Origin of the sequence: Mesorhizobium sp. M8A.F.Ca.ET.057.01.1.1, from assembly GCF_003952565.1 — a bacterium.
In the GTDB taxonomy this organism is placed as follows: Bacteria; Pseudomonadota; Alphaproteobacteria; order Rhizobiales; family Rhizobiaceae; genus Mesorhizobium.
In genome coordinates this window covers 4,254,074-4,274,090 of the sequence record NZ_CP034454.1, presented here as the reverse complement: position 1 = coordinate 4,274,090, position 20,017 = coordinate 4,254,074, and the positions used below count along the sequence as shown (strand labels likewise).

General features: G+C 62.6%; 20 protein-coding genes, 1 tRNA gene and 2 pseudogenes. 10 read left to right on the top strand and 13 right to left on the bottom strand.

Annotation, left to right across the window (positions count from 1 at the left end; all coding sequences use genetic code 11):
* Window positions 1-39 precede the first annotated feature (39 nt).
* The 6 genes from EJ077_RS20480 to EJ077_RS20455 form a co-directional block, all read right to left on the bottom strand.
* The gene (locus EJ077_RS20480; protein ID WP_208695820.1) at window positions 40-504 is read right to left on the bottom strand and encodes a hypothetical protein; all 465 of its coding nucleotides are present in this window, start codon (window positions 502-504) and stop codon (window positions 40-42) included.
* 120 nt (window positions 505-624) lie between these two features.
* Entirely contained in the window at window positions 625-1,155 is a 531-nt protein-coding gene (locus EJ077_RS20475) for an O-acetyl-ADP-ribose deacetylase (RefSeq protein ID WP_208695819.1), read from the bottom strand.
* 2 nt (window positions 1,156-1,157) lie between these two features.
* The gene (locus tag EJ077_RS20470; RefSeq protein WP_208695818.1) at window positions 1,158-2,765 is read right to left on the bottom strand and encodes a carboxyl transferase domain-containing protein; all 1,608 of its coding nucleotides are present in this window, start codon (window positions 2,763-2,765) and stop codon (window positions 1,158-1,160) included.
* A 1-nt stretch (window position 2,766) separates the two neighbouring features.
* Window positions 2,767-3,930: an isovaleryl-CoA dehydrogenase gene (locus tag EJ077_RS20465; protein WP_208695817.1), complete on the bottom strand. Its 1,164-nt coding sequence runs from the start codon at window positions 3,928-3,930 to the stop codon at window positions 2,767-2,769.
* Between the two features lie 73 nt (window positions 3,931-4,003).
* The gene (locus EJ077_RS20460) at window positions 4,004-4,651 is read right to left on the bottom strand and encodes a TetR/AcrR family transcriptional regulator (RefSeq protein ID WP_208695816.1); all 648 of its coding nucleotides are present in this window, start codon (window positions 4,649-4,651) and stop codon (window positions 4,004-4,006) included.
* Between the two features lie 68 nt (window positions 4,652-4,719).
* Window positions 4,720-5,004 (bottom strand): acylphosphatase, encoded by a 285-nt coding sequence (locus EJ077_RS20455; protein ID WP_208695815.1) that lies wholly within the window; start codon window positions 5,002-5,004, stop codon window positions 4,720-4,722.
* 185 nt (window positions 5,005-5,189) lie between these two features.
* Between EJ077_RS20455 and EJ077_RS20450 the strand changes: the two genes are divergently transcribed.
* A complete protein-coding gene (locus EJ077_RS20450; RefSeq protein WP_208695814.1) occupies window positions 5,190-5,717 on the top strand; it encodes a MarR family winged helix-turn-helix transcriptional regulator in 528 nt (175 codons plus the stop codon).
* Here EJ077_RS20450 and EJ077_RS20445 read toward each other — a convergent pair.
* Together EJ077_RS20445 and EJ077_RS20440 are read right to left on the bottom strand one after the other, a co-directional pair.
* Complete coding sequence (locus EJ077_RS20445) at window positions 5,714-6,826, bottom strand: pyridoxal phosphate-dependent aminotransferase (RefSeq protein WP_208695813.1); 1,113 nt, start codon at window positions 6,824-6,826, stop codon at window positions 5,714-5,716. The two genes, EJ077_RS20450 and EJ077_RS20445, sit on opposite strands and share 4 nt — an antisense overlap.
* A gap of 163 nt (window positions 6,827-6,989) precedes the next feature.
* A pseudogene (locus tag EJ077_RS20440) lies at window positions 6,990-7,196 on the bottom strand (porin); the annotation flags it as partial.
* A gap of 148 nt (window positions 7,197-7,344) precedes the next feature.
* Here EJ077_RS20440 and EJ077_RS20435 point away from each other — a divergent pair.
* Window positions 7,345-7,435: transfer RNA gene (locus EJ077_RS20435), tRNA-Ser, on the top strand.
* A 29-nt stretch (window positions 7,436-7,464) separates the two neighbouring features.
* Here EJ077_RS20435 and EJ077_RS20430 read toward each other — a convergent pair.
* Window positions 7,465-8,364 (bottom strand): alpha/beta fold hydrolase, encoded by a 900-nt coding sequence (locus tag EJ077_RS20430; protein WP_208695812.1) that lies wholly within the window; start codon window positions 8,362-8,364, stop codon window positions 7,465-7,467.
* Between the two features lie 108 nt (window positions 8,365-8,472).
* Window positions 8,473-10,501: pseudogene (locus tag EJ077_RS20425) on the bottom strand (lytic transglycosylase domain-containing protein).
* A 292-nt stretch (window positions 10,502-10,793) separates the two neighbouring features.
* Here EJ077_RS20425 and dapA point away from each other — a divergent pair.
* The 3 genes from dapA (at window position 10,794) to EJ077_RS20410 (ending at window position 12,907) form a co-directional block, all read left to right on the top strand.
* Complete coding sequence (gene dapA, locus EJ077_RS20420) at window positions 10,794-11,675, top strand: 4-hydroxy-tetrahydrodipicolinate synthase (RefSeq protein ID WP_208703065.1); 882 nt, start codon at window positions 10,794-10,796, stop codon at window positions 11,673-11,675.
* A 25-nt stretch (window positions 11,676-11,700) separates the two neighbouring features.
* Window positions 11,701-12,180, top strand: a complete 480-nt coding sequence (gene smpB, locus EJ077_RS20415) for an SsrA-binding protein SmpB (RefSeq protein WP_027144197.1) — start codon at window positions 11,701-11,703, stop codon at window positions 12,178-12,180.
* 73 nt (window positions 12,181-12,253) lie between these two features.
* A complete protein-coding gene (locus EJ077_RS20410) occupies window positions 12,254-12,907 on the top strand; it encodes a GH25 family lysozyme (RefSeq protein WP_416859525.1) in 654 nt (217 codons plus the stop codon).
* 71 nt (window positions 12,908-12,978) lie between these two features.
* Here the strand turns inward: EJ077_RS20410 and EJ077_RS20405 are convergent, their stop codons facing one another.
* Window positions 12,979-13,902, bottom strand: a complete 924-nt coding sequence (locus EJ077_RS20405; protein WP_208695811.1) for a DMT family transporter — start codon at window positions 13,900-13,902, stop codon at window positions 12,979-12,981.
* Window positions 13,903-14,047: 145 nt separating this feature from the next.
* Between EJ077_RS20405 and EJ077_RS20400 the strand changes: the two genes are divergently transcribed.
* Window positions 14,048-14,521, top strand: coding sequence for an Lrp/AsnC family transcriptional regulator (locus EJ077_RS20400; RefSeq protein WP_208703064.1), 474 nt, complete (start codon window positions 14,048-14,050; stop codon window positions 14,519-14,521).
* A 32-nt stretch (window positions 14,522-14,553) separates the two neighbouring features.
* Here EJ077_RS20400 and EJ077_RS20395 read toward each other — a convergent pair whose 3' ends face one another.
* Window positions 14,554-15,210: a uracil-DNA glycosylase gene (locus EJ077_RS20395; RefSeq protein ID WP_208695810.1), complete on the bottom strand. Its 657-nt coding sequence runs from the start codon at window positions 15,208-15,210 to the stop codon at window positions 14,554-14,556.
* A gap of 11 nt (window positions 15,211-15,221) precedes the next feature.
* Window positions 15,222-15,803 carry an NYN domain-containing protein gene (locus EJ077_RS20390; RefSeq protein ID WP_027144193.1) on the bottom strand — a complete coding sequence of 194 codons (582 nt, stop codon included), beginning with the start codon at window positions 15,801-15,803 and terminating at the stop codon, window positions 15,222-15,224.
* A gap of 314 nt (window positions 15,804-16,117) precedes the next feature.
* Between EJ077_RS20390 and rpoZ the strand changes: the two genes are divergently transcribed.
* The 4 genes from rpoZ to EJ077_RS20370 all read left to right on the top strand — a co-directional run bounded on the left by rpoZ (window position 16,118) and on the right by EJ077_RS20370 (window position 19,955).
* On the top strand, window positions 16,118-16,519 hold the full coding sequence (rpoZ, locus tag EJ077_RS20385; protein ID WP_127871379.1) for a DNA-directed RNA polymerase subunit omega: 402 nt from the start codon (window positions 16,118-16,120) through the stop codon (window positions 16,517-16,519).
* 210 nt (window positions 16,520-16,729) lie between these two features.
* Window positions 16,730-18,958 (top strand): RelA/SpoT family protein, encoded by a 2,229-nt coding sequence (locus EJ077_RS20380; protein WP_208695809.1) that lies wholly within the window; start codon window positions 16,730-16,732, stop codon window positions 18,956-18,958.
* Window positions 18,959-18,982: 24 nt separating this feature from the next.
* Window positions 18,983-19,561, top strand: a complete 579-nt coding sequence (gene pyrE / locus EJ077_RS20375; protein WP_208695808.1) for an orotate phosphoribosyltransferase — start codon at window positions 18,983-18,985, stop codon at window positions 19,559-19,561.
* A 13-nt stretch (window positions 19,562-19,574) separates the two neighbouring features.
* Window positions 19,575-19,955, top strand: coding sequence for a VOC family protein (locus tag EJ077_RS20370; protein WP_208695807.1), 381 nt, complete (start codon window positions 19,575-19,577; stop codon window positions 19,953-19,955).
* Window positions 19,956-20,017: the final 62 nt, after the last annotated feature.

Here is a 20,017-nt window from a genome sequence, read left to right as displayed (position 1 = left end):
TTTGATCCCCCCAATCACGAGAATATCTCGACGTGTCGCCTACTTCGACGCCGAGATGGCGCAGCCGCCACTCGCGGTCTTGACCTTCCATCGCGCCAGGCCGGCCTGACAACTGCGCAGCGCTATCTCTTCCGCGGCCTTCTGGGACGGGGCGTTGAGCTTCGTCCCGCAGATGATGTAGAGGTCGACAACGCGCGAATAAAAGGTCGTGGCGTAGGCCGAATGACCGCCCGCCGCGATATAGGCTTTGTACGCCACGTTGCATTCGCTCTTCGGATCCGAGCCCATGGTCGGTGGAAAATGCACGTCTCCCTTGCTTCCCGCCAGTGAACCCGCCGTCGCGGCGGCGACTGTCGTTACGACAAGCAGTCCGGTCAGCACCGGGAAACGAACGTGGCCTTTGCTGCTTGCAAGCGATTTGGCCATGCTCATGCCGGTCGCCGAGAGCATTAGTAATCCTGCAAGTATCGACGCAGCCGACTTGCGACAATATTTCCGAACCATTTTCACCCCAGCCCAATTGCCCAACCCGGTGTGAGCAATAGCGAATATTCGGTGCCCCCGCCAGTTCGCTGGTGGAAAATTTCATTTGGCTATGCTGATGAATCGATTGGTCCATGCAGTTCAGCTTTCCCCCAGGGCAGCAATGGCTCTTCGGTATAGTTCTGAAGTCGGCTCATCGAAGCAGCAGAAAGTAACGGTATCCGGCGATGTGTTCCGTGCAAGGAAGCTGCCGACCGTTCGGACCGCGATCGCAGTCGCTTCAGCCTTCGGATACCGGTAGACACCAGTCGAGATTGCTGGAAAGGCAATTGTCCGGCAGTCATTGGCGAAAGCAATTTCGAGCGAGCGCCGGTAGCAGGAGGCGAGCAGTTCTGCCTCACCCTTGCCGCCACCCTGCCAAACCGGCCCGACCGTATGGATGATATGGCGGGCCGGCAGCCGATAACCCTTGGTCAGCTTTGCATCGCCGGTTTTGCAGCCATTGAGCATGCGACATTCGAATTCGAGTTCCGGCCCAGCGGCGCGGTGAATGGCTCCGTCGACCCCGCCGCCACCGAGCAGCGAGGAGTTGGCGGCGTTGACGATGGCATCGACCGCCAGCTTGGTGATGTCGCCGGTGTGAACGCTGATCCGGTCGCCCGTGGCGCTCATCATCACATCCTGAACACACCGAAGCGTGTCTCCTCGATCTCGGCATTGAGCGCGGCCGACAGGCTGAGCGCCAGCACCTCGCGTGTCCGGGCCGGATCGATGATGCCGTCATCCCAGAGCCTTGCCGAGGAATAGAGCGGGTGGCCTTCATGCTCGTACTTCATCAGGATCGGCTTCTTGAATTTCGCCTCCTCCTCGGCGGTCCATTCCCCGCCCTTGCGCTCGATGCCCTCGCGCTTGACCATGGCGAGCACGGTTGCCGCCTGTTCGCCGCCCATCACCGAGATGCGGGCGTTCGGCCACATCCACAGGAAGCGCGGGGAATAGGCGCGGCCGCACATGCCGTAATTGCCGGCACCGAACGAACCGCCGATGATGACGGTGACCTTCGGCACCTTGGCGGTGGCAACCGCCATCACCAGCTTGGCGCCGTCCTTGGCGATGCCGCCTGCTTCGTATTTTCGGCCGACCATGAAGCCGGTGATGTTCTGCAGAAAGACCAGCGGGATCCCGCGCTGGCAGCACAGCTCGATGAAATGCGCGCCCTTCAACGCGCTCTCGGAAAACAGCACGCCATTGTTGGCGATGATGCCCACCGGCATGCCGTGGAGATGGGCAAAGCCGGTGATCAGCGTCGTGCCGTAGTTCTGCTTGAACTCATCGAATTCGGAGCAGTCGACGACGCGCGCGATCACCTCGCGCACGTCATAGGGCTGGCGCAGATCGGTCGGGACGATGCCGTAAAGTTCATCCGCCGGATGAAGCGGCGGAATCGCTTTCTGTAACTTCAGGCTTACAGCCTTGTTCCGATTCAGGTTCTTGATGATGCGCCGGCAAATGGCGAGCGCGTGTTCGTCGTCCAGTGCATAGTGATCGGCGACACCGGAAAGCCGGGTGTGCACATCAGCGCCGCCCAGATCCTCGGCGCTGACATCCTCGCCGGTGGCCGCCTTCACCAGCGGCGGTCCGCCGAGGAAGATGGTCGCCTGGTTGCGCACCATGATCGTCTCGTCCGACATCGCCGGCACATAGGCGCCGCCGGCGGTGCAGGAACCCATGACGCAGGCGATCTGCGGGATGCCGGCCGCCGACATGTTGGCCTGGTTGTAGAAGATGCGGCCAAAATGCTCGCGGTCGGGGAAGACCTCGTCCTGGTTGGGCAGATTGGCGCCGCCGCTGTCGACCAGATAGACGCAAGGCAGGTTGTTCTGCAGCGCGATCTCCTGTGCCCGCAGATGCTTCTTCACCGTCAGCGGATAATAGGTGCCGCCCTTCACCGTGGCGTCGTTGACGACGACCATCACCTCGGTGCCCTCGACACGGCCGATGCCGGCGATCAGGCCGGCCGACGAAATCTCCTCGCCATACATCGACCATGCCGCGAACTGGCCGATCTCAAGGAAAGGCGAACCGGTGTCCAGCAATTGCGCCAGGCGTTCGCGCGGCAACAGCTTGCCACGGCCGACATGGCGCTCGCGTGCCTCGTCCGAGCCGCCGCGCTCGACGGCCGTGGCCTTTTCGGCGATGTCGGCAACCAGAGCCCGCATGCGCTCGGCATTGGCACGGAAGGTTTCGGAGGAGGGAGAAATCTGGGTTTGCAGCGTGGCCATGCTACACCCCCTCCGCCATGATCTCACGCCCAATCAGCCAGCGGCGGATTTCGCTGGTGCCGGCGCCGATCTCGTAGAGCTTGGCGTCGCGCAGGAGCCGGCCGGTCGGATAGTCGTTGATATAGCCATTGCCGCCAAGCAGTTGGATGGCGTCGAGCGCCATCTGCGTCGCTTTTTCGGCGGCAAACAGCACGCAGCCGGCGGCGTCCTTGCGGCTGGTCTGGCCGCGGTCGCAGGCGGCGGCGACGGCGTAGACATAGGCGCGCGCTGCGTTCATCGCCGTATACATGTCGGCAAGCTTGCCTTGCACCAGCTGGAATTCCCCGATCGGCTGGCCGAACTGCTTGCGCTCGTGAACATAGGGAATCGCCACGTCGAGACACGCCGCCATCAGGCCGATCGGCCCGCCGGCAAGCACGGTGCGCTCATAGTCGAGGCCAGACATCAGCACCTCGACGCCGCGTCCTTCCTCGTGCAGCACATTGTCGAACGGCACCTCGACATCCGAAAAGACCAGTTCGCCGGTGTTGGAGCCTCGCATGCCGAGCTTGTCGAGTTTCTGCGCCACCGAAAACCCCGGCATCGCCTTTTCGACGATGAAGGCAGTGATGCCGCGCGATTGCCGTTCCGGGTCGGTCTTGGCGTAGACGACCAGCGTTTCGGCGTCCGGACCGTTGGTGATCCACATCTTGGTGCCGTTGAGCACATAACGGTCATTGCGCTTGTCGGCGCGCAGCTTGAGCGACACCACGTCGGAGCCGGCGCCGGGTTCCGACATGGCGAGCGCCCCGACATGCTCGCCCGAACACAGCGGCGGCAGGTATTTTTCCTTCTGTGCCGGTGTTGCCCAACGGTTGATCTGGTTGACGCAGAGATTGGAGTGGGCACCATAGGAGAGGCCGACCGATGCCGAGGCGCGCGAAATCTCCTCGACCGCGATCACGTGGGCGAGATAGCCCATGCCGCTGCCGCCGAAATCGGGATCGGCGGTAATGCCGAGCAGGCCGAGCGCGCCGAGATCGCGCCACAGATGCGCGGGGAATTCGTTCTCCCGGTCGATGTCGGCTGCGAGCGGAGCGATCCTATCCTGCGCGAAGCGCCGGACCAGGTCGCGCAGCGCCTCGACGTCCTCGTCATGCCCGAAGCTGAGCGTGTTCGTGTACATGCCGTTCCTCCTGCCGCATGACCCCGAAAATCGACTTCGATTTTCGGGAAGGATCATGAGCGAAATTCTAGTGCTACAGCGTCCTTTGCGCGTCCGCGGGGACGCGCGGCGCTGTAGTGTTGCCATCGATCTTCGCGCCGACCAGGCGCATTGTCATCGAAAGATATGTTGCCGTGACTTCAGCGATCGACAATCGCTCGCCCGGCCGGAACCAGACGATGACGCCGGTCATCATCTGGATCAGCGCCATTGCCGTCAGGCCGGTGTCCTCGACGCTGAATATACCCGCCTCGGCGCCATCGCGCAGGATCGAACGCAGTTCCTTTTCGTAGGCCGTGCGCATGCGCAGGATCTGTGTCAGCCTGTCGGGCGACAGGCTGCGCAATTCCATGTTCGACACATGCGTGGCATGGCGGCGTTCGATATGAAAGGCGATGTGGTTGCGCACATAGGCGGCAAGCTGCCGCGCCGGATCCGCGCGGGCCGGCCTGGAATGCTCCCAGGCTTCGCGAAGTCCTTGCATATGCTCGCGCATCAGCGTGAACAGCAGCTCTTCCTTGGTCGGGAAATAGCGATAGAGCGCGGCTGCCTGGACGCCGACCTCGGCGGCCAACTGGCGCATCGACATCGCCTGATAGCCGTAGCGCGCTATCAGGCTGACCGCCGCTTCGCGGATTGCCGCCTCGGTTCGCCCGCCGTCTGATCCTGTGGTGCGTGCCATCATCGCCTCGCCTGCCGACGGCGGTATAATAAAACGAACGTTCAATTAATTCAAGAGAGCGAAATGTGCTATGCAATGATCCTGAAATCTCCAGGCGTGGTCCAAGTCTCCAGCTCTTTCACATCGATCCGCGAGACCGCCGCTCCCGGCGGGCCCTGCCGAAGTCGCTCGATCATGTCCGCAACCGCCGCGTCGGCGCCGGCAAGCCATGCCGTCACCGAGCCATCTCTTTCGTTACGTACCCAGCCCAACAGACCGAAACTCGTTGCTTCGCCTCGCGCCCAGATCCTGTAGCCGACACCTTGGACCTTGCCGTATATGCGCGCCTGAACCGCCCTTTTCCGGTCTTTCATGGCTCACTCCCGTGCATAGAGTTTGGCGCGGCACCGAACAAAGGCAACTGGCTTGAAGTACTAATCCAATCGAAGAATTCGGAATTTTTACGGAGAATGGGTGACTGGATCCAGTAAATAGTTGACTGGGTCAATTTTCTGGTGATCATCCCTATGGCCTGGAAATTTTCGCGGAGGCTTTTGGCATGAGCGATCGGAATGCCTTGGTCGGCGACATCCGCCGCTTCAACCGGTTCTATACCGGGCTGATCGGGTTGCTCGACGAGACGTTGATGCACAGTGCCTATACGCTGACCGAGGCGCGGGTGCTGTTCGAGCTCGGTCATGGCCCCCGCGATTGCCCCACCAATCCTGGCGGCAAGACAGGGTTTCTGGCCCGAGCGCTTCGGCTCGATGTCGAACCGGTCGCCTCCGCAATCGCCCGGGACCTTCAGGTGGATCCTGCCTATGTCTCTAGAATCATTCGCAAATTCTCTGCCGCCGGCCTGACCGAGATGTGCACCGGTCCCGCGCCGCTACGACCGCGCGTTCTTTCGCTCTCCGCGCGCGGCCAGGCCTCGCTTGCCGCGCTTCATGCGGCCACGGATCGTGATCTCGCCCGCCTGACCGCGGGCCTGAATGACTGGGAAGCCGCGGAACTGTCGGATGTGTTGACGCGTGCCAGGCATCTGCTCGGCGCGGCGATGGCTCCTGAGCGCCCGGAAGTGCCCTAGTTTCCCCGCGCCGCCGCCAATGCGCCCGGCAATTCCTCGGCGAAGATATCCAATTCGTGGTCGAGACCGACACTGACGCGGATGCAGCGGTCTAGTCCTGGCGCCATCGGCTTGCGGATGAAGACGTCGCGCGACAACAGTCCCTGCAGCACTTTCAGGGCGAAAGCACCGTCATGGCCACAGTCGATGGTGACGAAATTGGTCGCCGAGGCGAGCGGCTTCAACCCGTTCTGTTCGGCGATATCAGCGATGCGCCGCCGTCCGGCGGCCACCCGGGCCACCACCGTCTCGAGATAGGCCTGATCGGCGAGCGCCTCGACGCCGGCGATCTGCGCCATGCGGCTGACGCCATAGTGGTTGCGGATCTTCTCGAAGTCGCTGATCACCAGCCTCTCGGCCAACGCATAGCCGCACCGTATGCCGGCAAGTCCGTAGGCCTTCGAGAAGGTTCGCATGCGGATGACGTTTGGCCGCGAAATATCGATCGGCGGCAGGGCCGAGGCTGGTCCCAGCTCGCCATAGGCCTCGTCGAGCACCAGCATGGTGGTTTCCGGCAGGGCTTGTATGAAGCCGATGACCTCGTCGGCTTCCCACCAACTGCCCATCGGATTGTCCGGGTTGGACAGATAGACCAGCGGCGCCTTCTCCCTGACGACCGCCGCGAGCAGACCGTCCAGACTTTCGCGATCGTTCTCGTAAGGGACGGTCACCAGCCGGCCGCCGACACCGGCAATGTGGAAGTTGAAGGTAGGATAGGCGCCGAGCGAGGTGACCACCGCATCGCCGGGCGCCACATACATGCGCGCCACCAGGCTGAGCAGGCCGTCTATGCCCTCGCCGACAACGATGTTCTCGACAGCCACGTCGTGATGCGCGGCAGCCGCGACCTTCAGGTCGAAATTGTCCGGGTCGCAATACATCCACTGGTCGCGCGCGACACTCTCCATGCGGGCGATCACGCGCGGCGAGGGGCCAAAGCTGCTCTCATTGGCGCCGATGCGGGCACGGAAAGAGCGCCCGCGCTCACGCTCCTGCGCTTCGGGGCCGACAAACGGCACGGTCGACGGAAGCGCGGCGATGAGGGGTGAGAGGGCAGGACGCTGACGCATGTCTAAAGCTCGCTTGGAAGGGGTCTTCTTGCTAGCGTGCCGGTTGGGACGGTGCAAGGTCAGGATCGGTCGACCCGGCGGCCTTACTGGATTCTGACGGCGGTATTTGCCAGCGAGGCAGGATGAACACACGATTGCCCCGCCTGGTCCAGGCAATGTGCTGGTGGTCCGCGACGTGGTTGGCGCCATCGAACGGGCCATCGTCGCCCACGCCGATGTCAGAGCGGACATAGCCGCCGACGCGCAGGCAGGTTTCGGTACCGGGGATGTAGAAGTAGCCAGCGCCGTAGACGTCGCAAATCTTGACGTATTCAGCGGGTTCCGGCTCGACGACGGCGTCGGCGGCGCGCGCACCGGAAACTGCGATCAGGGCCGCAGCGGAGCCGAGTCACCCGCCAGGAATTGCCGCAGAATCCCCGCATCGCGCAAAGCCGCGGTCCGGTACGCTCTTATTTTTCCATATTAATGACGCGGGCTTGTTGATTGTGCCGCCGCTTTTCTTTATCCAGCGGCGCAACGGAGAGGTGGCCGAGTGGTCGAAGGCGCTCCCCTGCTAAGGGAGTAGAGGTCAAAAGCTTCTCGTGGGTTCGAATCCCATCCTCTCCGCCATGACCCCAAGACCTTGGTTGCTCTTGGGCTTACCTCGGATTTTTCTGCGCCTCTGCTCGATCTAGAAAGAGCGCGATCTCATTGGGCAGGTTGCCGGTCTCCAGGAAAGGTGCGTGGCCCTGATCCGGAACGGTAATTGTCCTAGTGCCGGGATGACGTTTTCGCATCTCCTCCAGCGTTTCCTGGGACAATAGCCTCGAATTGGCGCCGCGTATGGCGAGCATTGGAACGGCCGCCAACGCATCGAATTGCTGCCAAAGGGGCGGCAATGGCTGTGACAGGTCGAGATTGGCAACCGTGTCGACCAGCTTCGAATCGAAATCGGGCAGCAGCTCTTGATTCGTCTCGCGATAGAGCGCGCGCACCATTCGCTCCCAGTCGCCCTCAGCAAGCGCTGGAAAGTCCTGGCTATGAACATTGCGCTGGGCGCCCACTGCCTCGGTGAAGGTTTTCGGCTTTGGCGCGCGTTCGAGATAGGACTGAATGTGAGCGAGGCCGGCCGGTTCGATCACTGGCCCGATGTCGTTGAGCACGATGGCTTTCAGCACCGCCGGCTGCATCGCGCCAAGGACATGGATGATCAGCCCGCCGCGCGAGGTGCCGATGAAGGCCGCCTGTTCGATGCCAAGTGCGGCCAGCCCGGCAAGGACGTCGCTGGCTTCGATGCCGACATTGTAGTGACTGACATCGGGATCGTAGGCCGACTGCCCGCGTCCGCGGTAGTCGAAAGCGACAACCTTGCGCGCAAGGGCGGATCGCGTTGAAAGATAGAGCGCAAGCTCGTGAAAATCCCGAGCGTTGCGCGTCAAGCCAGGCAGACAGACGACCGGCCAATGGGCGGAACTCGCTTCGCCATAGACACGCGCGTGAAGCCTCAGCCCATCTGGCGCGGCATAGAAGAAGTCGGAGAAATCTGGATTGCTCGACATGGAACGGACGCCTTAGCCGCAGGATCGTCCACGACTGCTATAGACGGAGCGCCGGAGGGTCAAACTGGAAAGGCTCCTCCTTCTCCTCGCACGGGGAGAGCAGGAGCCTCAACTGCGCCCGTTCACGAGATCGCCAACAATGTCGTACTTGCCGGAAATACGCATCTTGTAGACCTCGTAATTCTCCATCACGCGCTGCACGTAACTTCTTGTTTCCGTGTAGGGAATCCGCTCGACCCAGTCCACCACCGCATCGATGTCCTTGCCGCGCGGGTCGCCGTATTTAGACACCCACTGGCTGGCCCGGGCCGGGCCGGCATTGTAGCCCGCGAAGGTCAATACGTACGAGCCGTTGAAGCGATCGAGCTGTTCGCCGAGAAACGCCGAACCAAGCGTTGCATTGTAGCCGGCGTCGGTTGTCAGCCTGGTCTGGGAAAACTGCAATCCGGCCTTCTTCGCCAATTGCTTGGCGGTTCCCGGCATTAGCTGCAGCAGCCCGCGCGCGCCGGCACTGGATACGGCACCGACGTTGAATTCGCTTTCCTGGCGGGCGATCGCATAGGCCAGCGCCTTGCCCGAACCGGAAATATTGGCCGAATCGGGGATGACACCGAGCGGATGCGACAGCGCGCCGACATCGATGCCGCGCGCCCCGGCGATCTTGCCGACTTTCAGCGCCATGAAATGGTTATCCTGCTTTTCCGCAAGGACAGCCAGCAGCGCCAGTTCACCCGGGCTGGTCAACTGCCCGGCAAGGTCGCGGTAAAGCGTTTCGGCATAACGGTCGTAGCTTGCCTCCTGCAGGCGCTTGATGGCGGAGACGGCCTCGCGGCCGGCAAAGTTCTGCCGGTCGGCGGCACTTGGCTGGGGATAGACGATGTTGAGCGCCTGCCGACCGACGCGTTCGGCGGCCAACTGGCCGTAGAACGTCGTGCCGTAGGTCGCCGCACGTCCAAAATAATCCTTGGCATTGCCGGGGCCGCCGACTTCCGCCGCGCGGCCGAGCCAGTAATAGGCGCGCGACAGGGTCATCGGCCCCTGGGCTAGCTCGGCGATGCGCGCGAAGTGCGTCGCCGCGAGCTTGGGATCGCTCAGGCCGCGCAGCGCATACCAGCCGGCATGGAACTCGGCTTCCGCCGCATTGGCCGCGCTTTCGGCTGCATGCATGGCGACTATCTTGTATGCGGTCTTTATGTCGCCCTGGTCGACCAGTTCGCGCGACAGCACCCGGCGTTCGACCCACCAGGCGTCCGGATCGACCAGGGATTCACGGTCCGCCGGTGCCTTCATGACAACCGCCGCGGCGCCCGCAAAATCCTCCTGCTTGCGCAGATATTCGGCCTGCGCGAAGAAATAGCCGGCCGAACGCTGCGCCACCGGCACGGCCTTGAGCAGTTTGGCCGCATTCTTGTCGCCTCTGTCGGCCGCCACCCAGGCATCGGCAAGCTGCTGGGCGCCGGCGAGGCCGGCGACACGCAAGGCGGAATTCACCCGGTCGGCATAGAACATGCGCTCCATGCGAAAACGGTGATCTGCGGCGGGAATAAGGCCGCCGAACTCCTTGACCAGAGCCGCCTCGTCGTTGGCGTCCAGGATCGCGGTGCGCCAGAACGGCGACAGCACCGATCGCGCCGCCTTGGCGTTGCCGGACGACGCATAGGCGCGCGCGAGAACCATCACGCCTTCGAATGTCTGCGGCTGGCTGCCGCCGAAAGCCTTGATGACGATGTCCGCCGCCGGGTTCTCGCGATAGAGCGCGCGCTCGCTGTTCTTGCGCAACGCAATGGTTCCCGGCCAATTGGGCAGCATCTTCGCGGCTGCCGCGATATCGCCACTCGGAACCTTGTCGCCCCCGTAGAGCGCGATCGCCCAGGCCAATATGTGCTGGTCGAGCGATTGTGCGGGGAGTGCATCTCGCACACCGCGTGCGCCGGGAATATCGCCCGCCGCCAGCGCATCCAATCCGCTTTTCAAGAGCGTGACGCCGGGGTGGGGCCTGTTGCGCCTTGTCCTGTACACCAGGCATCGGAATGGCCGAGGTGACCCGCACATCGACGCTGCCGCCGATCGCCACGCCGGGCATCAGCGCGGTGATGGCGCCAAGAAGCGCGAACAGGTGGGGCCGACCGGTCGGCATGATCCTCGTGTCTTTCCTTAATCCAGCATTTTACCAGCAGGCGAAGAAGCCTCGAAGCCTAGACTTAGGTCGTGAAGGGCTCGTAAACAAAGGGTTATCGAGGCCGTTCGAATAGCGTTTGCTGGCACCATGGCAATGCTTGCCGCGCAACAATGTCGAGACTATGGTGCGCGGCTTCGCTTTCGGTTAGAAGGCGCGCACGATAAAACCCGATGCACGTCGTCCCAAAACCGGTAACCGCTTTTGGGACGACGACATGCATGAACCTAGAAGTCCCAAGGAGTTGGACGACATGCTGAGAGGCTCGCTTACTGCGCTCGTGACACCGTTCGAAAAGAGCGGGCGTTTCGACGAGAAAGCCTTTCGCGCGTTCGTCGAATGGCAGCTTGGCGAAGGCACCACTGGCCTCGTCCCCGTAGGCACCACCGGCGAGTCGCCGACGCTGTCGCATGACGAGCACCGCCACGTCGTCAAGGTTTGCATCGAGGTTGCCAAGGGGCGCGCCCCTGTGGTTGCCGGCGCCGGTTCCAACAACACCGAGGAAGCTGTTGGGCTTGTGCAGTATGCCGAAAAGGCCGGTGCCGATGCCGCCCTGGTCGTCACGCCCTACTACAACAAGCCGACACAGCGCGGCCTCTACGAGCATTTCGCCGCCGTCGCCAGGGCGACCAAGCTGCCGATCATCATCTACAATATCCCGCCGCGCTCGGTGATCGACATGACGCCGGAGACGATGGGCCGGCTGGTGCACGACTTCAAGAACATCGTCGGCGTCAAGGACGCGACCGGCAAGGTCGAACGGGTGTCCGAGCAGCGCATGACCTGCGGCAAGGATTTCATCCAGCTTTCCGGCGAGGATGCCTCGGCACTCGGCTTCAACGCGCATGGCGGCGTCGGCTGTATTTCGGTGACCTCGAATGTCGCACCGAGGCTGTGCGCCGAATTCCAGGAGGCAACGTTGTCCGGCGACAGCGCCAAGGCGCTCGAGCTGCAGGACCGCCTCTTGCCGCTGCACAAGGCAATCTTCGTAGAGCCCGGCGTCTCCGGCGCCAAATACGCGCTGTCGAAGCTAGGCAAGGTCGAGAACGTGCTGCGTTCGCCGCTGGTCACCATCGAGCAGTCGACGGCCGAAAAGATCGATGCGGCCATGAAGCACGCCGGCTTGATTAATTGAGGATGAGGCGCCACCTCTCCACATCATGAATCAAGTCAGAAAAGCCGATCCCAACAACAAGACCGTTGCGGAAAACCGCAAGGCGCGGTTTTCCTATGAGGTGCTCGACACGATCGAGACCGGCTTGGTGCTGACCGGCACCGAGGTCAAATCGTTGCGCCAGGGGCAGGCCAACATCCAGGACAGTTATGCCTCGGTAGAAGGGGGCGAGATCTGGCTGATCAATTCCTATCTGCCGGAATATCTGCAGGCCAATCGATTTAACCACGAACCGCGCCGGCGCCGCAAGCTGCTGCTCAACAAGCGCGAGATGGCAAAACTGTCGCAGAGCGTCGACCGTGAAGGGATGACGCTGGTGCCGCTAAAAATCTATTTCAACGATCAGGGGCGCGCCAAGCTGCTGCTTGCTGTTGGCCGCGGCAAGAAGCTGCATGACAAGCGCGAGACCGAGAAGCAACGCGACTGGTCGCGCGAAAAGGGCCGGCTGCTCAAGGAACGTGGGTGATCAGGTGACCGCCTGAAAAGCCAACAGTCGGGGCTTCAAGGTCTAACAATCGGCAGCCCAGCAGGGGATGGCCTTGAAGAAGCGGATTGTTCTCTGGGGCCTCGCCAGTCTTGCCCTGGCATGTGTCGTTGCGGCGGGCGCCGTGGTCTATTTTCACACCTACTCTCCCGACCGCGGCAGATATCCGGTCCGGGGCATCGACGTCTCCCATCATCAGGGCAAGATCGACTGGCGGCGCGTTGCCGCCGATGATGTGGCTTTCGCCGTCATCAAGGCGACTGAAGGCGGTGACCATGTCGACGATGCCTTCGCCGGCAATCTGCGCGAAGCCCGCGCCGCCGGACTCGCCGTCGGCGCCTATCATTTCTTCACCTTCTGCCGGCCGGGCGCCGACCAGGCCAGGAATTTCATCTCGGTGGTGCCACGCGATCAGCCGTTGCTGCCGCCGGTCGTCGACATCGAGTTCGGCGGCAACTGTCCGCAGCGCCCGTCGCCCGAGCAACTCAACGCCGAACTGGAGGCTTTCCTTGGACCCGTCGAGGCCGCGTTCGGCAAGCCAGCGATCGTCTATCTGACGGATGAAGCCGAGGCTGCCTATGCCGGGCAAATCAGCGCCCGCCAACTCTGGCTGCGCTCTCTGCTCATGGAGCCGGACCGCCGTGACTGGATCTACTGGCAGTACCACAACCGGGGGCGCGTGGACGGCATTGAGGGGACGTCGACCTGAACGTTTTGCAGGGCGGGCCGCGGAACTTGGCGGCGCTGCTTGCCCCCACACCTTGATGCCACTGAACCCATTCACGATCCGGCTGGTGTCGGGACAGCCAGATTTTCCCTGGCGCTGCGTCGGCCCATCGCCGAATAACCCATCCCGGCGGCCATGATGGCGATGGCCACGCATTGGATCGCCTGCGGGGTCTCGCCAAGCACGACCATGCCGACCATCACGGTGGCGATCGGCACACCCGGCAGGAACAGCGATGCAGCCTGCGAGCCCAATTGGTCGACAATGTAAGTGTAGAGGAACATTGCGGCAGCGCCGGCGAGAAGACCTTGAATGACGATCTGGCTGGCGATTTCGGCACCTGCTGCGGCATGCAGGCCACTTGGCGCAAAGACATAGAGAACTGGCAGCGGCAGGCAGGACAAAAGCACGACGCTCGCGGTCGCCGTCACCGGCTCGACACGCCATCGCTGCACAAGGACGGCATACGTGGAAAACATCGCGCCCGATCCGACAAACAGCAGGTCCCCGAACAGGACATCACGGGCGCCGTTGCGCGCCGGCGATATAAACAGCAGCAAGCCGGCGATGATCGTGGCGACGCCAACGATCCGCCGGCGCGACGCGCTTTCCCTGAACAGTGATAACAGGAACGAGAAGAAGACGATCGAGGCGGGGCAGAGCGCCGCGGCATGGGCGGCGGGCGCATAAGTCAGGCCCCAGTTGATGATCAGCGGATAGGGCAACCCGGCCAGCACCGCCAATGTCAATCCACGCCGCCAGCCCAGCGCCGTCATGGCCGCCAGGCCGCGCCTCCAGACGATCGGCAGGAACACCGCGCCGGCACCGGCAAAGCGCAAGCCGGCCATGTCGGTGGCCGTCAGATGCTCCCTGAGGCTGAAGCGGGCGGCCACGAATTGCGCGGCATAGATGGCGATCATGGCGAGGCCGGCGATCACCGCCAGCCTTGTGTTTCCCGTGTCTCGGACGTCCGCCATGTCAGTTCCGCCATCATAGTCATGCCGCCAGGAGAGACAGCCCCGACCTTGCGATGAAGCGCAACCTATTGTCGAAATGGATGCGACGAAATACGCTGCTTTTCGCAGCTTGACGTGTAATTCACGCAAATGAGGTGGCTTGAACGTGAATCCTGAATCGGGCGACCTCGACGCCGTCGATCGCAGTCTTTTGCGGCTGCTGCAGGAAGACGGACGCCGCACCACGCTTGATCTGGCAGCGCGCGTCGGCCTGTCGCCGACCGGCACCAGCCAGCGCGTGAAGCGCCTGTTTCGTGACGGGTTCATTACCGCCGTCAGGGCGGTGCTCAATCCGGCAAAGATTGGCCGAGGCATGCTTGTCTTCATCGAGGTGCGGCTCGATCACACGGCCCCGCATATTTTTGATCGTTTCGCCGAGGCGGTCGCAAAGGCGCCCGAGGTTCTGGAATGCCACATGGTCGTCGGTGGCTTCGACTACCTGGTGAAGGCGCGCATTGCAGAGATGGCCGACTATCAGGACTTTCTCAAACGCGTCATCCTGCCGCTGCCGGGCGTGAAGGAAACACATACCTATGCGTCTATCGGCGACGTGAAACCGGATGCCCTGTTGCCGGTGTAGGCAGGCACCGGAAACCGTACGACGTCGATGTCTCAGGTCTCCAGGAACGCCGCGATCTCGCCAAACACCCTGACGAACATGTCTTCGGTCAACACGCCGGTATTGGTGTTGTAGCGCGAGCAATGATAGCTCGAAAAGAGCGTAATGCCGCCGGCGGGCAATTGCCCGCCATGTTTGAACGGATAGGCGGCGACGCGCCCACCCAGTGCCCGCACGGTCGACTGGTGCGCGATCGATCCCAGCGCCAGCACGGCGCGCAAATTGGGAAAGCGAGCGATCGTCGGCACCAAAAATGTCCGGCAGGTGGTGATCTCGGCGCCCACCGGCTTATTCTCCGGCGGCACGCAGCGCACCGCGTTGGTGATGGCCGTGCCGACGAGTTCCAGCCCGTCATCGGGCCGCGCCTTGAACTCGCCGCGTGCAAAACCGTGGGCGATCAGTGTCGAATAGAGCAGGTCGCCGGCATAGTCGCCGGTGAACGGGCGTCCGGTGCGGTTGGCGCCGCGCAAACCAGGCGCCAGGCCGACGATCAGAAGCCGGACGGTGTCTTCGCCGCCCGGTGGCAGGAAGGTCGGCACTGGCGCGTTGAACCAGGACGGCTCGCGCTGCCGCCATTCGGCGATGAAGTCATGCAACCGCGGGCAAAGTGGGCAGTCGCGGCTGGGTTCGGAAGCGGAGAGGACGGTCAAGTCGACCGGCCTCAGTAGTCGTCCTCGTCGACTTCAGCCGGTTCGGGCCGCCTTACGGGCCGCTCGGAGGGATCGCGGCCGACTTCGTTCTTCAGCGTCGCCAGGTCGATGAAATGGTCGGCCTGGCGGCGCAGGTCATCCGAGATCATCGGCGGCTGCGAGGCCATGGTCGAGACGATCGACACCTTGCGGCCACGCCGTTGCAGCGCCTCGACCAGCGTGCGGAAATCGCCGTCTCCGGAGAATATGACATAGTGGTCGACGACGTCGGCGAGTTCCAGCGCATCGACGGTGAGCTCGATGTCCATGTTGCCCTTGATCTTGCGGCGGCCGGTCGAGTCGGTGAATTCCTTGGCCGGCTTGGTCACCACCTTGAAGCCGTTATAGTCGAGCCAATCGATCAGCGGCCGGATCGAGGAATACTCCTGGTCCTCCACCAGCGCGGTATAATAATAGGCACGCAGCAGGTAACCACGCTTGTGGAAGCTCGCCAAAAGCTTGCGATAGTCGATGTCGAACCCGAGCGCGCGCGAGGTTGCGTAGAGATTGGCGCCGTCGATGAACAGGGCGATTTTTTCACGAGGGTCGAACATGGAAATAGTCCTTTTCGAAATAAGCGCCGTCTAAACGAAATGCGGTAGCGACTATTGGTCAGGCTCATAATGAACCAGCCGACCTTGGACAAACCGAGATAACGCCAGTTTGGTGGCAATCCAAGGGCGTCTGGCGCACTGCAAGCAATTGTGATCGTAGCGCCGAACCGTGGACGCGGCCGGTTTTGCCAAATCCCGAGTGGAGAGATCGGTGCCCTGTGGGCCTGCATTGCCATGATGCTTGTATTTTGGCGCTGTTCGGGTTATGGACCGCGCCTGTTTTCCGTCACATCCAGGCATGAAAGGGGCAATCCATGGCCCGCGTAACCGTTGAAGATTGCATCGACAAGGTCGACAACCGCTTCGAGCTGGTGCTTCTGGCCGGCCACCGCGCCCGTCAGATCAGCCAGGGCGCGCAGATCACCGTCCCACGCGACAACGACAAGAACCCGGTCATTGCGCTGCGCGAGATTGCCGACGAGACGCTGTCGCCCGACGACCTCAAGGAAGATCTGATCCATTCGCTGCAGAAGCATGTCGAGGTCGACGAGCCCGAAGCCGATGGCGAAGTGATCGCCGACCAGACTGGCGGTGCCGTTGCCGCCGCCGACACCGACGACGCCGAGGACAACATCACCTTCGATCGCATGACCGAGGAAGACCTGCTGGCCGGCATCGAAGGTCTGGTCCCGCCGGAAAAGAGCGACGACTACTAAGACAGCTCTCCGGAAGCGCCTGGAACAATCTCCGGCCCTTCCGTCCCGGCAGTTTCGTGGCTATCGAGTGCCAACTGTCGCAAATACCAGATGCAGTTTTGCCCGCACTTGGCATAATGCATGAATCTGGTATTTGCGACAGTTGGTACCGGACATGCGCCGTACGACAGTGCGGCGCATGATTCATTTCATCGCCGAGAGATTTAGCCCATGATGCGTCAGTATGAGCTTGTCGAGCGCGTCCAGCGCTACAAGCCTGACGTCAACGAGGCGTTGCTCAACAAGGCGTATGTCTACGCCATGCAGAAGCATGGCCACCAGAAGCGCGCTTCCGGCGATCCCTATTTCTCGCACCCGCTCGAGGTCGCGGCCATCCTCACCGAGATGCACATGGACGAGGCGACCATCGCCGTCGCACTGCTGCACGACACCATCGAGGACACCACGGCGACGCGGGCCGAGATCGACGATCTGTTCGGCCCCGAAATGGGCAAGCTGGTCGAGGGCCTGACCAAGCTTAAGAAGCTCGATCTTGTCTCCAAGAAGGCCGAGCAGGCGGAGAACCTGCGCAAGCTTCTGCTGGCGATTTCGGAAGATGTGCGCGTGCTGCTGGTCAAGCTCGCCGACCGTTTGCACAACATGCGCACCCTTGATCACATGCCCGAGGCCAAGCGCCTGCGCATTGCCGAGGAGACGATGGACATCTACGCGCCGCTGGCCGGGCGCATGGGCATGCAAGGCATGCGCGAGGAGTTGGAAGAGATCGCCTTCCGCTTCATTAATCCGGAAGCCTACCGCGCCGTCACCGCCCGCCTCGCCGAGATCTTCGAGCGCAACAAGGGCGTATTGACCGACATTGAAAAGGCGCTGTCGGCACTGTTTGAGAAGCATGCCATCAACGCCGGCGTGAAGAGCCGGCAGAAGAAGCCATGGTCGGTGTTTCGCAAGATGGAGGCCAAGGCGCTGTCCTTCGAGCAACTGTCCGACATTTTCGGTTTCCGCGTCGTCGTCGACACCGTCGAGGACTGCTATCGCGCGCTGGGTGCCATCCACACCACCTGGTCGATGGTGCCCGGCCGTTTCAAGGACTACATCTCGACGCCGAAGCAGAACGACTACCGTTCGATCCACACCACCATCGTCGGCCCTTCGCGCCAGCGCGTCGAACTGCAGATCCGCACCCGCGAGATGAACAAGATCGCCGAATACGGCGTCGCCGCCCATTCCATCTACAAGGACACCGGTGGCAAGGCGAACGGCGCCGGCCATGCGATCTCGAAGGAGACCAATGCCTATGCCTGGCTGCGGCGCACCATCGAGCAACTGGCCGAAGGCGACAATCCGGAAGATTTTCTCGAAAACACCAAGCTGGAGCTGTTCCAGGACCAGGTGTTCTGCTTCACGCCGAAGGGCATGCTGATTGCCTTGCCGCGTGGCGCCACGCCGATCGATTTCGCCTATGCCGTCCACACCGATGTCGGCGACACCTGCGTCGGCGCCAAGGTCAATGGCCGCATCATGCCGCTGATGACGGAACTGAAGAATGGCGACGAGGTCGAGATCATCCGCTCCAAGGCGCAGGTGCCGCCAGCCGCGTGGGAATCGGTCGTCGTCACCGGCAAGGCGCGCGCCGCCATCCGCCGCGCCACCAAGAATGCCATCCGCAAGCAATATTCGGGTCTCGGCGCGCGTATCCTGGAGCGTGCCTTCGAACGAGCCGGCAAGACCTTCACCAAGGAAAGCCTGAAGCCCGTCCTGCACCGGTTGGCGCGCAAGGACATCGAGGATGTGCTGGCGTCCGTCGGTCGCGGAGAACTGGCTTCCACCGATGTCATGAAGGCGGTCTTCCCTGACTACAAGGACGAGCGCGTCACCTCCGCGGCTCCCAAGCAGCGCGAGGAGGGCTGGTCGAAGATCCGCAACGCCGCCGGCATGCTGTTCCAGATACCTGGCCGGGCCGCGCGCAAGGACAAGGACCAGCCAGGCGCCGGCGCCGTGCCGATCCGCGGCGTGCGCGGCGACCTGCCGGTGCGCTTCGCGCCGGAAGGCGCGGTCCCTGGCGACCGTATCGTCGGCATCGTCCAGCCGGGCACCGGCATCACCATCTACCCGATCCAGTCGCCGGCGCTGCAGGCTTTCGACGACCAGCCGGAGCGCTGGATCGACGTGCGTTGGGACATCGACGAACGCACCAAGGAACGGTTTCCCGCGCGCGTCTCTGTCACCGCCATCAACGCGCCGGGCTCACTCGCCGACATCGCCCAGGTCGTTGCCTCCAACGACGCCAACATCCATACGCTGTCGATGGTGCGCACCGCGCCCGATTTCACCGAAATGCTGATCGATCTCGAAGTCTGGGACCTGAAGCATCTCAACCGGCTGCTGTCGCAGCTCAAGGACAATTCGAGCGTCAGCGATGCGCGGCGCGTCAACGGCTAGCGAAAGCCGATCATGGGGGACGAGATGAATACCGACGAAGTGCTGGGCATATTCCGCGAGGCTGGCGCTGTTTTGGAGGGTCATTTCATTCTGACGTCGGGTCTGCGCAGTCCGGTCTTCCTGCAGAAGGCACGGGTGTTCATGCATGCTGACAAGACCGAGCGGCTGTGCAAGGCGCTGGCCGAGAAGATCCGCGCCGCGGTGCCGGGCAAGATCGACTATGTTGTCGGGCCGGCGATCGGCGGGCTGATCCCGGCTTACGAAACCTCGCGCCACCTTGGCGTGCCGGCGATCTGGGTGGAGCGGGAAGGGGGCGAATTTCGCCTGCGGCGCTTCGAGATCGGCGGGGGCGCCCGCGTCGTCATCGTCGAGGACATCGTCACGACCGGATTGTCGATCCGCGAAACCATCGATTGCCTGCGCGAACTTGGCGCAGAGGTGGTCGCGGCCGCCTGCATCATCGACCGTTCCGCCGGCAAGACCCATGTCGGCGTGCCGCTGATCGCGCTCGCCGAATACGAGGTCCCAGCCTATCCGCCGGACAGGTTGCCGCCGGAGCTTGCCGCCATCCCGGCCATCAAGCCCGGCAGCCGCAACATCTGACGAGGAGGCCGCATTGATCGCTGGCATCGATCATTTCGTGCTGACGGTGGCGTCGCTCGACGCAACCTGCGCCTTTTATCAACGCGTGCTGGGCTTCGATCGTGTCGATACGCCGGGCCGGCCGACGGCACTTGTCTTCGGCAGCCAAAAGATCAATGTCCACGAGATCAGCCGCACCTTCGAGCCGAAAGCCAAGTCGCCGACGCCAGGATCCGGGGACTTCTGCCTGATCACCAAGCGGCCGCTCGATGAATTCCTTGCCGTCCTCGAAGCCAATCAGGTGATGGTTGAGCTCGGGCCCGTGGAACGCATCGGCGCGCAGGGGCCGATGATGTCGGTCTATTTCCGCGACCCGGATGGCAACCTTGTCGAAGTCAGCCAGTATCCGCGGTAGCATATCGATCATTTGGCTGCGACAATTAGCCGAAACGGCTTCTCAAATTCGCCGCGATTGTC

Bases quoted from the DNA above. Each gene is read 5' to 3' on its own strand.
- EJ077_RS20465 (WP_208695817.1), bottom strand. From the start codon at position 3,930: ATGTACACGAACACGCTCAGCTTCGGGCATGACGAGGACGTCGAGGCG.
- EJ077_RS20475 (WP_208695819.1), bottom strand. From the start codon at position 1,155: ATGAGCGCCACGGGCGACCGGATCAGCGTTCACACCGGCGACATCACC.
- smpB (WP_027144197.1), top strand. From the start codon at position 11,701: ATGAATCAAGTCAGAAAAGCCGATCCCAACAACAAGACCGTTGCGGAA.
- EJ077_RS20405 (WP_208695811.1), bottom strand. From the start codon at position 13,902: ATGGCGGACGTCCGAGACACGGGAAACACAAGGCTGGCGGTGATCGCC.
- EJ077_RS20455 (WP_208695815.1), bottom strand. From the start codon at position 5,004: ATGAAAGACCGGAAAAGGGCGGTTCAGGCGCGCATATACGGCAAGGTC.
- EJ077_RS20470 (WP_208695818.1), bottom strand. From the start codon at position 2,765: ATGGCCACGCTGCAAACCCAGATTTCTCCCTCCTCCGAAACCTTCCGT.
- rpoZ (WP_127871379.1), top strand. From the start codon at position 16,118: ATGGCCCGCGTAACCGTTGAAGATTGCATCGACAAGGTCGACAACCGC.
- EJ077_RS20430 (WP_208695812.1), bottom strand. From the start codon at position 8,364: ATGTCGAGCAATCCAGATTTCTCCGACTTCTTCTATGCCGCGCCAGAT.
- EJ077_RS20460 (WP_208695816.1), bottom strand. From the start codon at position 4,651: ATGGCACGCACCACAGGATCAGACGGCGGGCGAACCGAGGCGGCAATC.
- EJ077_RS20445 (WP_208695813.1), bottom strand. From the start codon at position 6,826: ATGCGTCAGCGTCCTGCCCTCTCACCCCTCATCGCCGCGCTTCCGTCG.
- dapA (WP_208703065.1), top strand. From the start codon at position 10,794: ATGCTGAGAGGCTCGCTTACTGCGCTCGTGACACCGTTCGAAAAGAGC.
- EJ077_RS20390 (WP_027144193.1), bottom strand. From the start codon at position 15,803: ATGTTCGACCCTCGTGAAAAAATCGCCCTGTTCATCGACGGCGCCAAT.
- EJ077_RS20480 (WP_208695820.1), bottom strand. From the start codon at position 504: ATGGTTCGGAAATATTGTCGCAAGTCGGCTGCGTCGATACTTGCAGGA.
- pyrE (WP_208695808.1), top strand. From the start codon at position 18,983: ATGAATACCGACGAAGTGCTGGGCATATTCCGCGAGGCTGGCGCTGTT.
- EJ077_RS20380 (WP_208695809.1), top strand. From the start codon at position 16,730: ATGATGCGTCAGTATGAGCTTGTCGAGCGCGTCCAGCGCTACAAGCCT.
- EJ077_RS20450 (WP_208695814.1), top strand. From the start codon at position 5,190: ATGAGCGATCGGAATGCCTTGGTCGGCGACATCCGCCGCTTCAACCGG.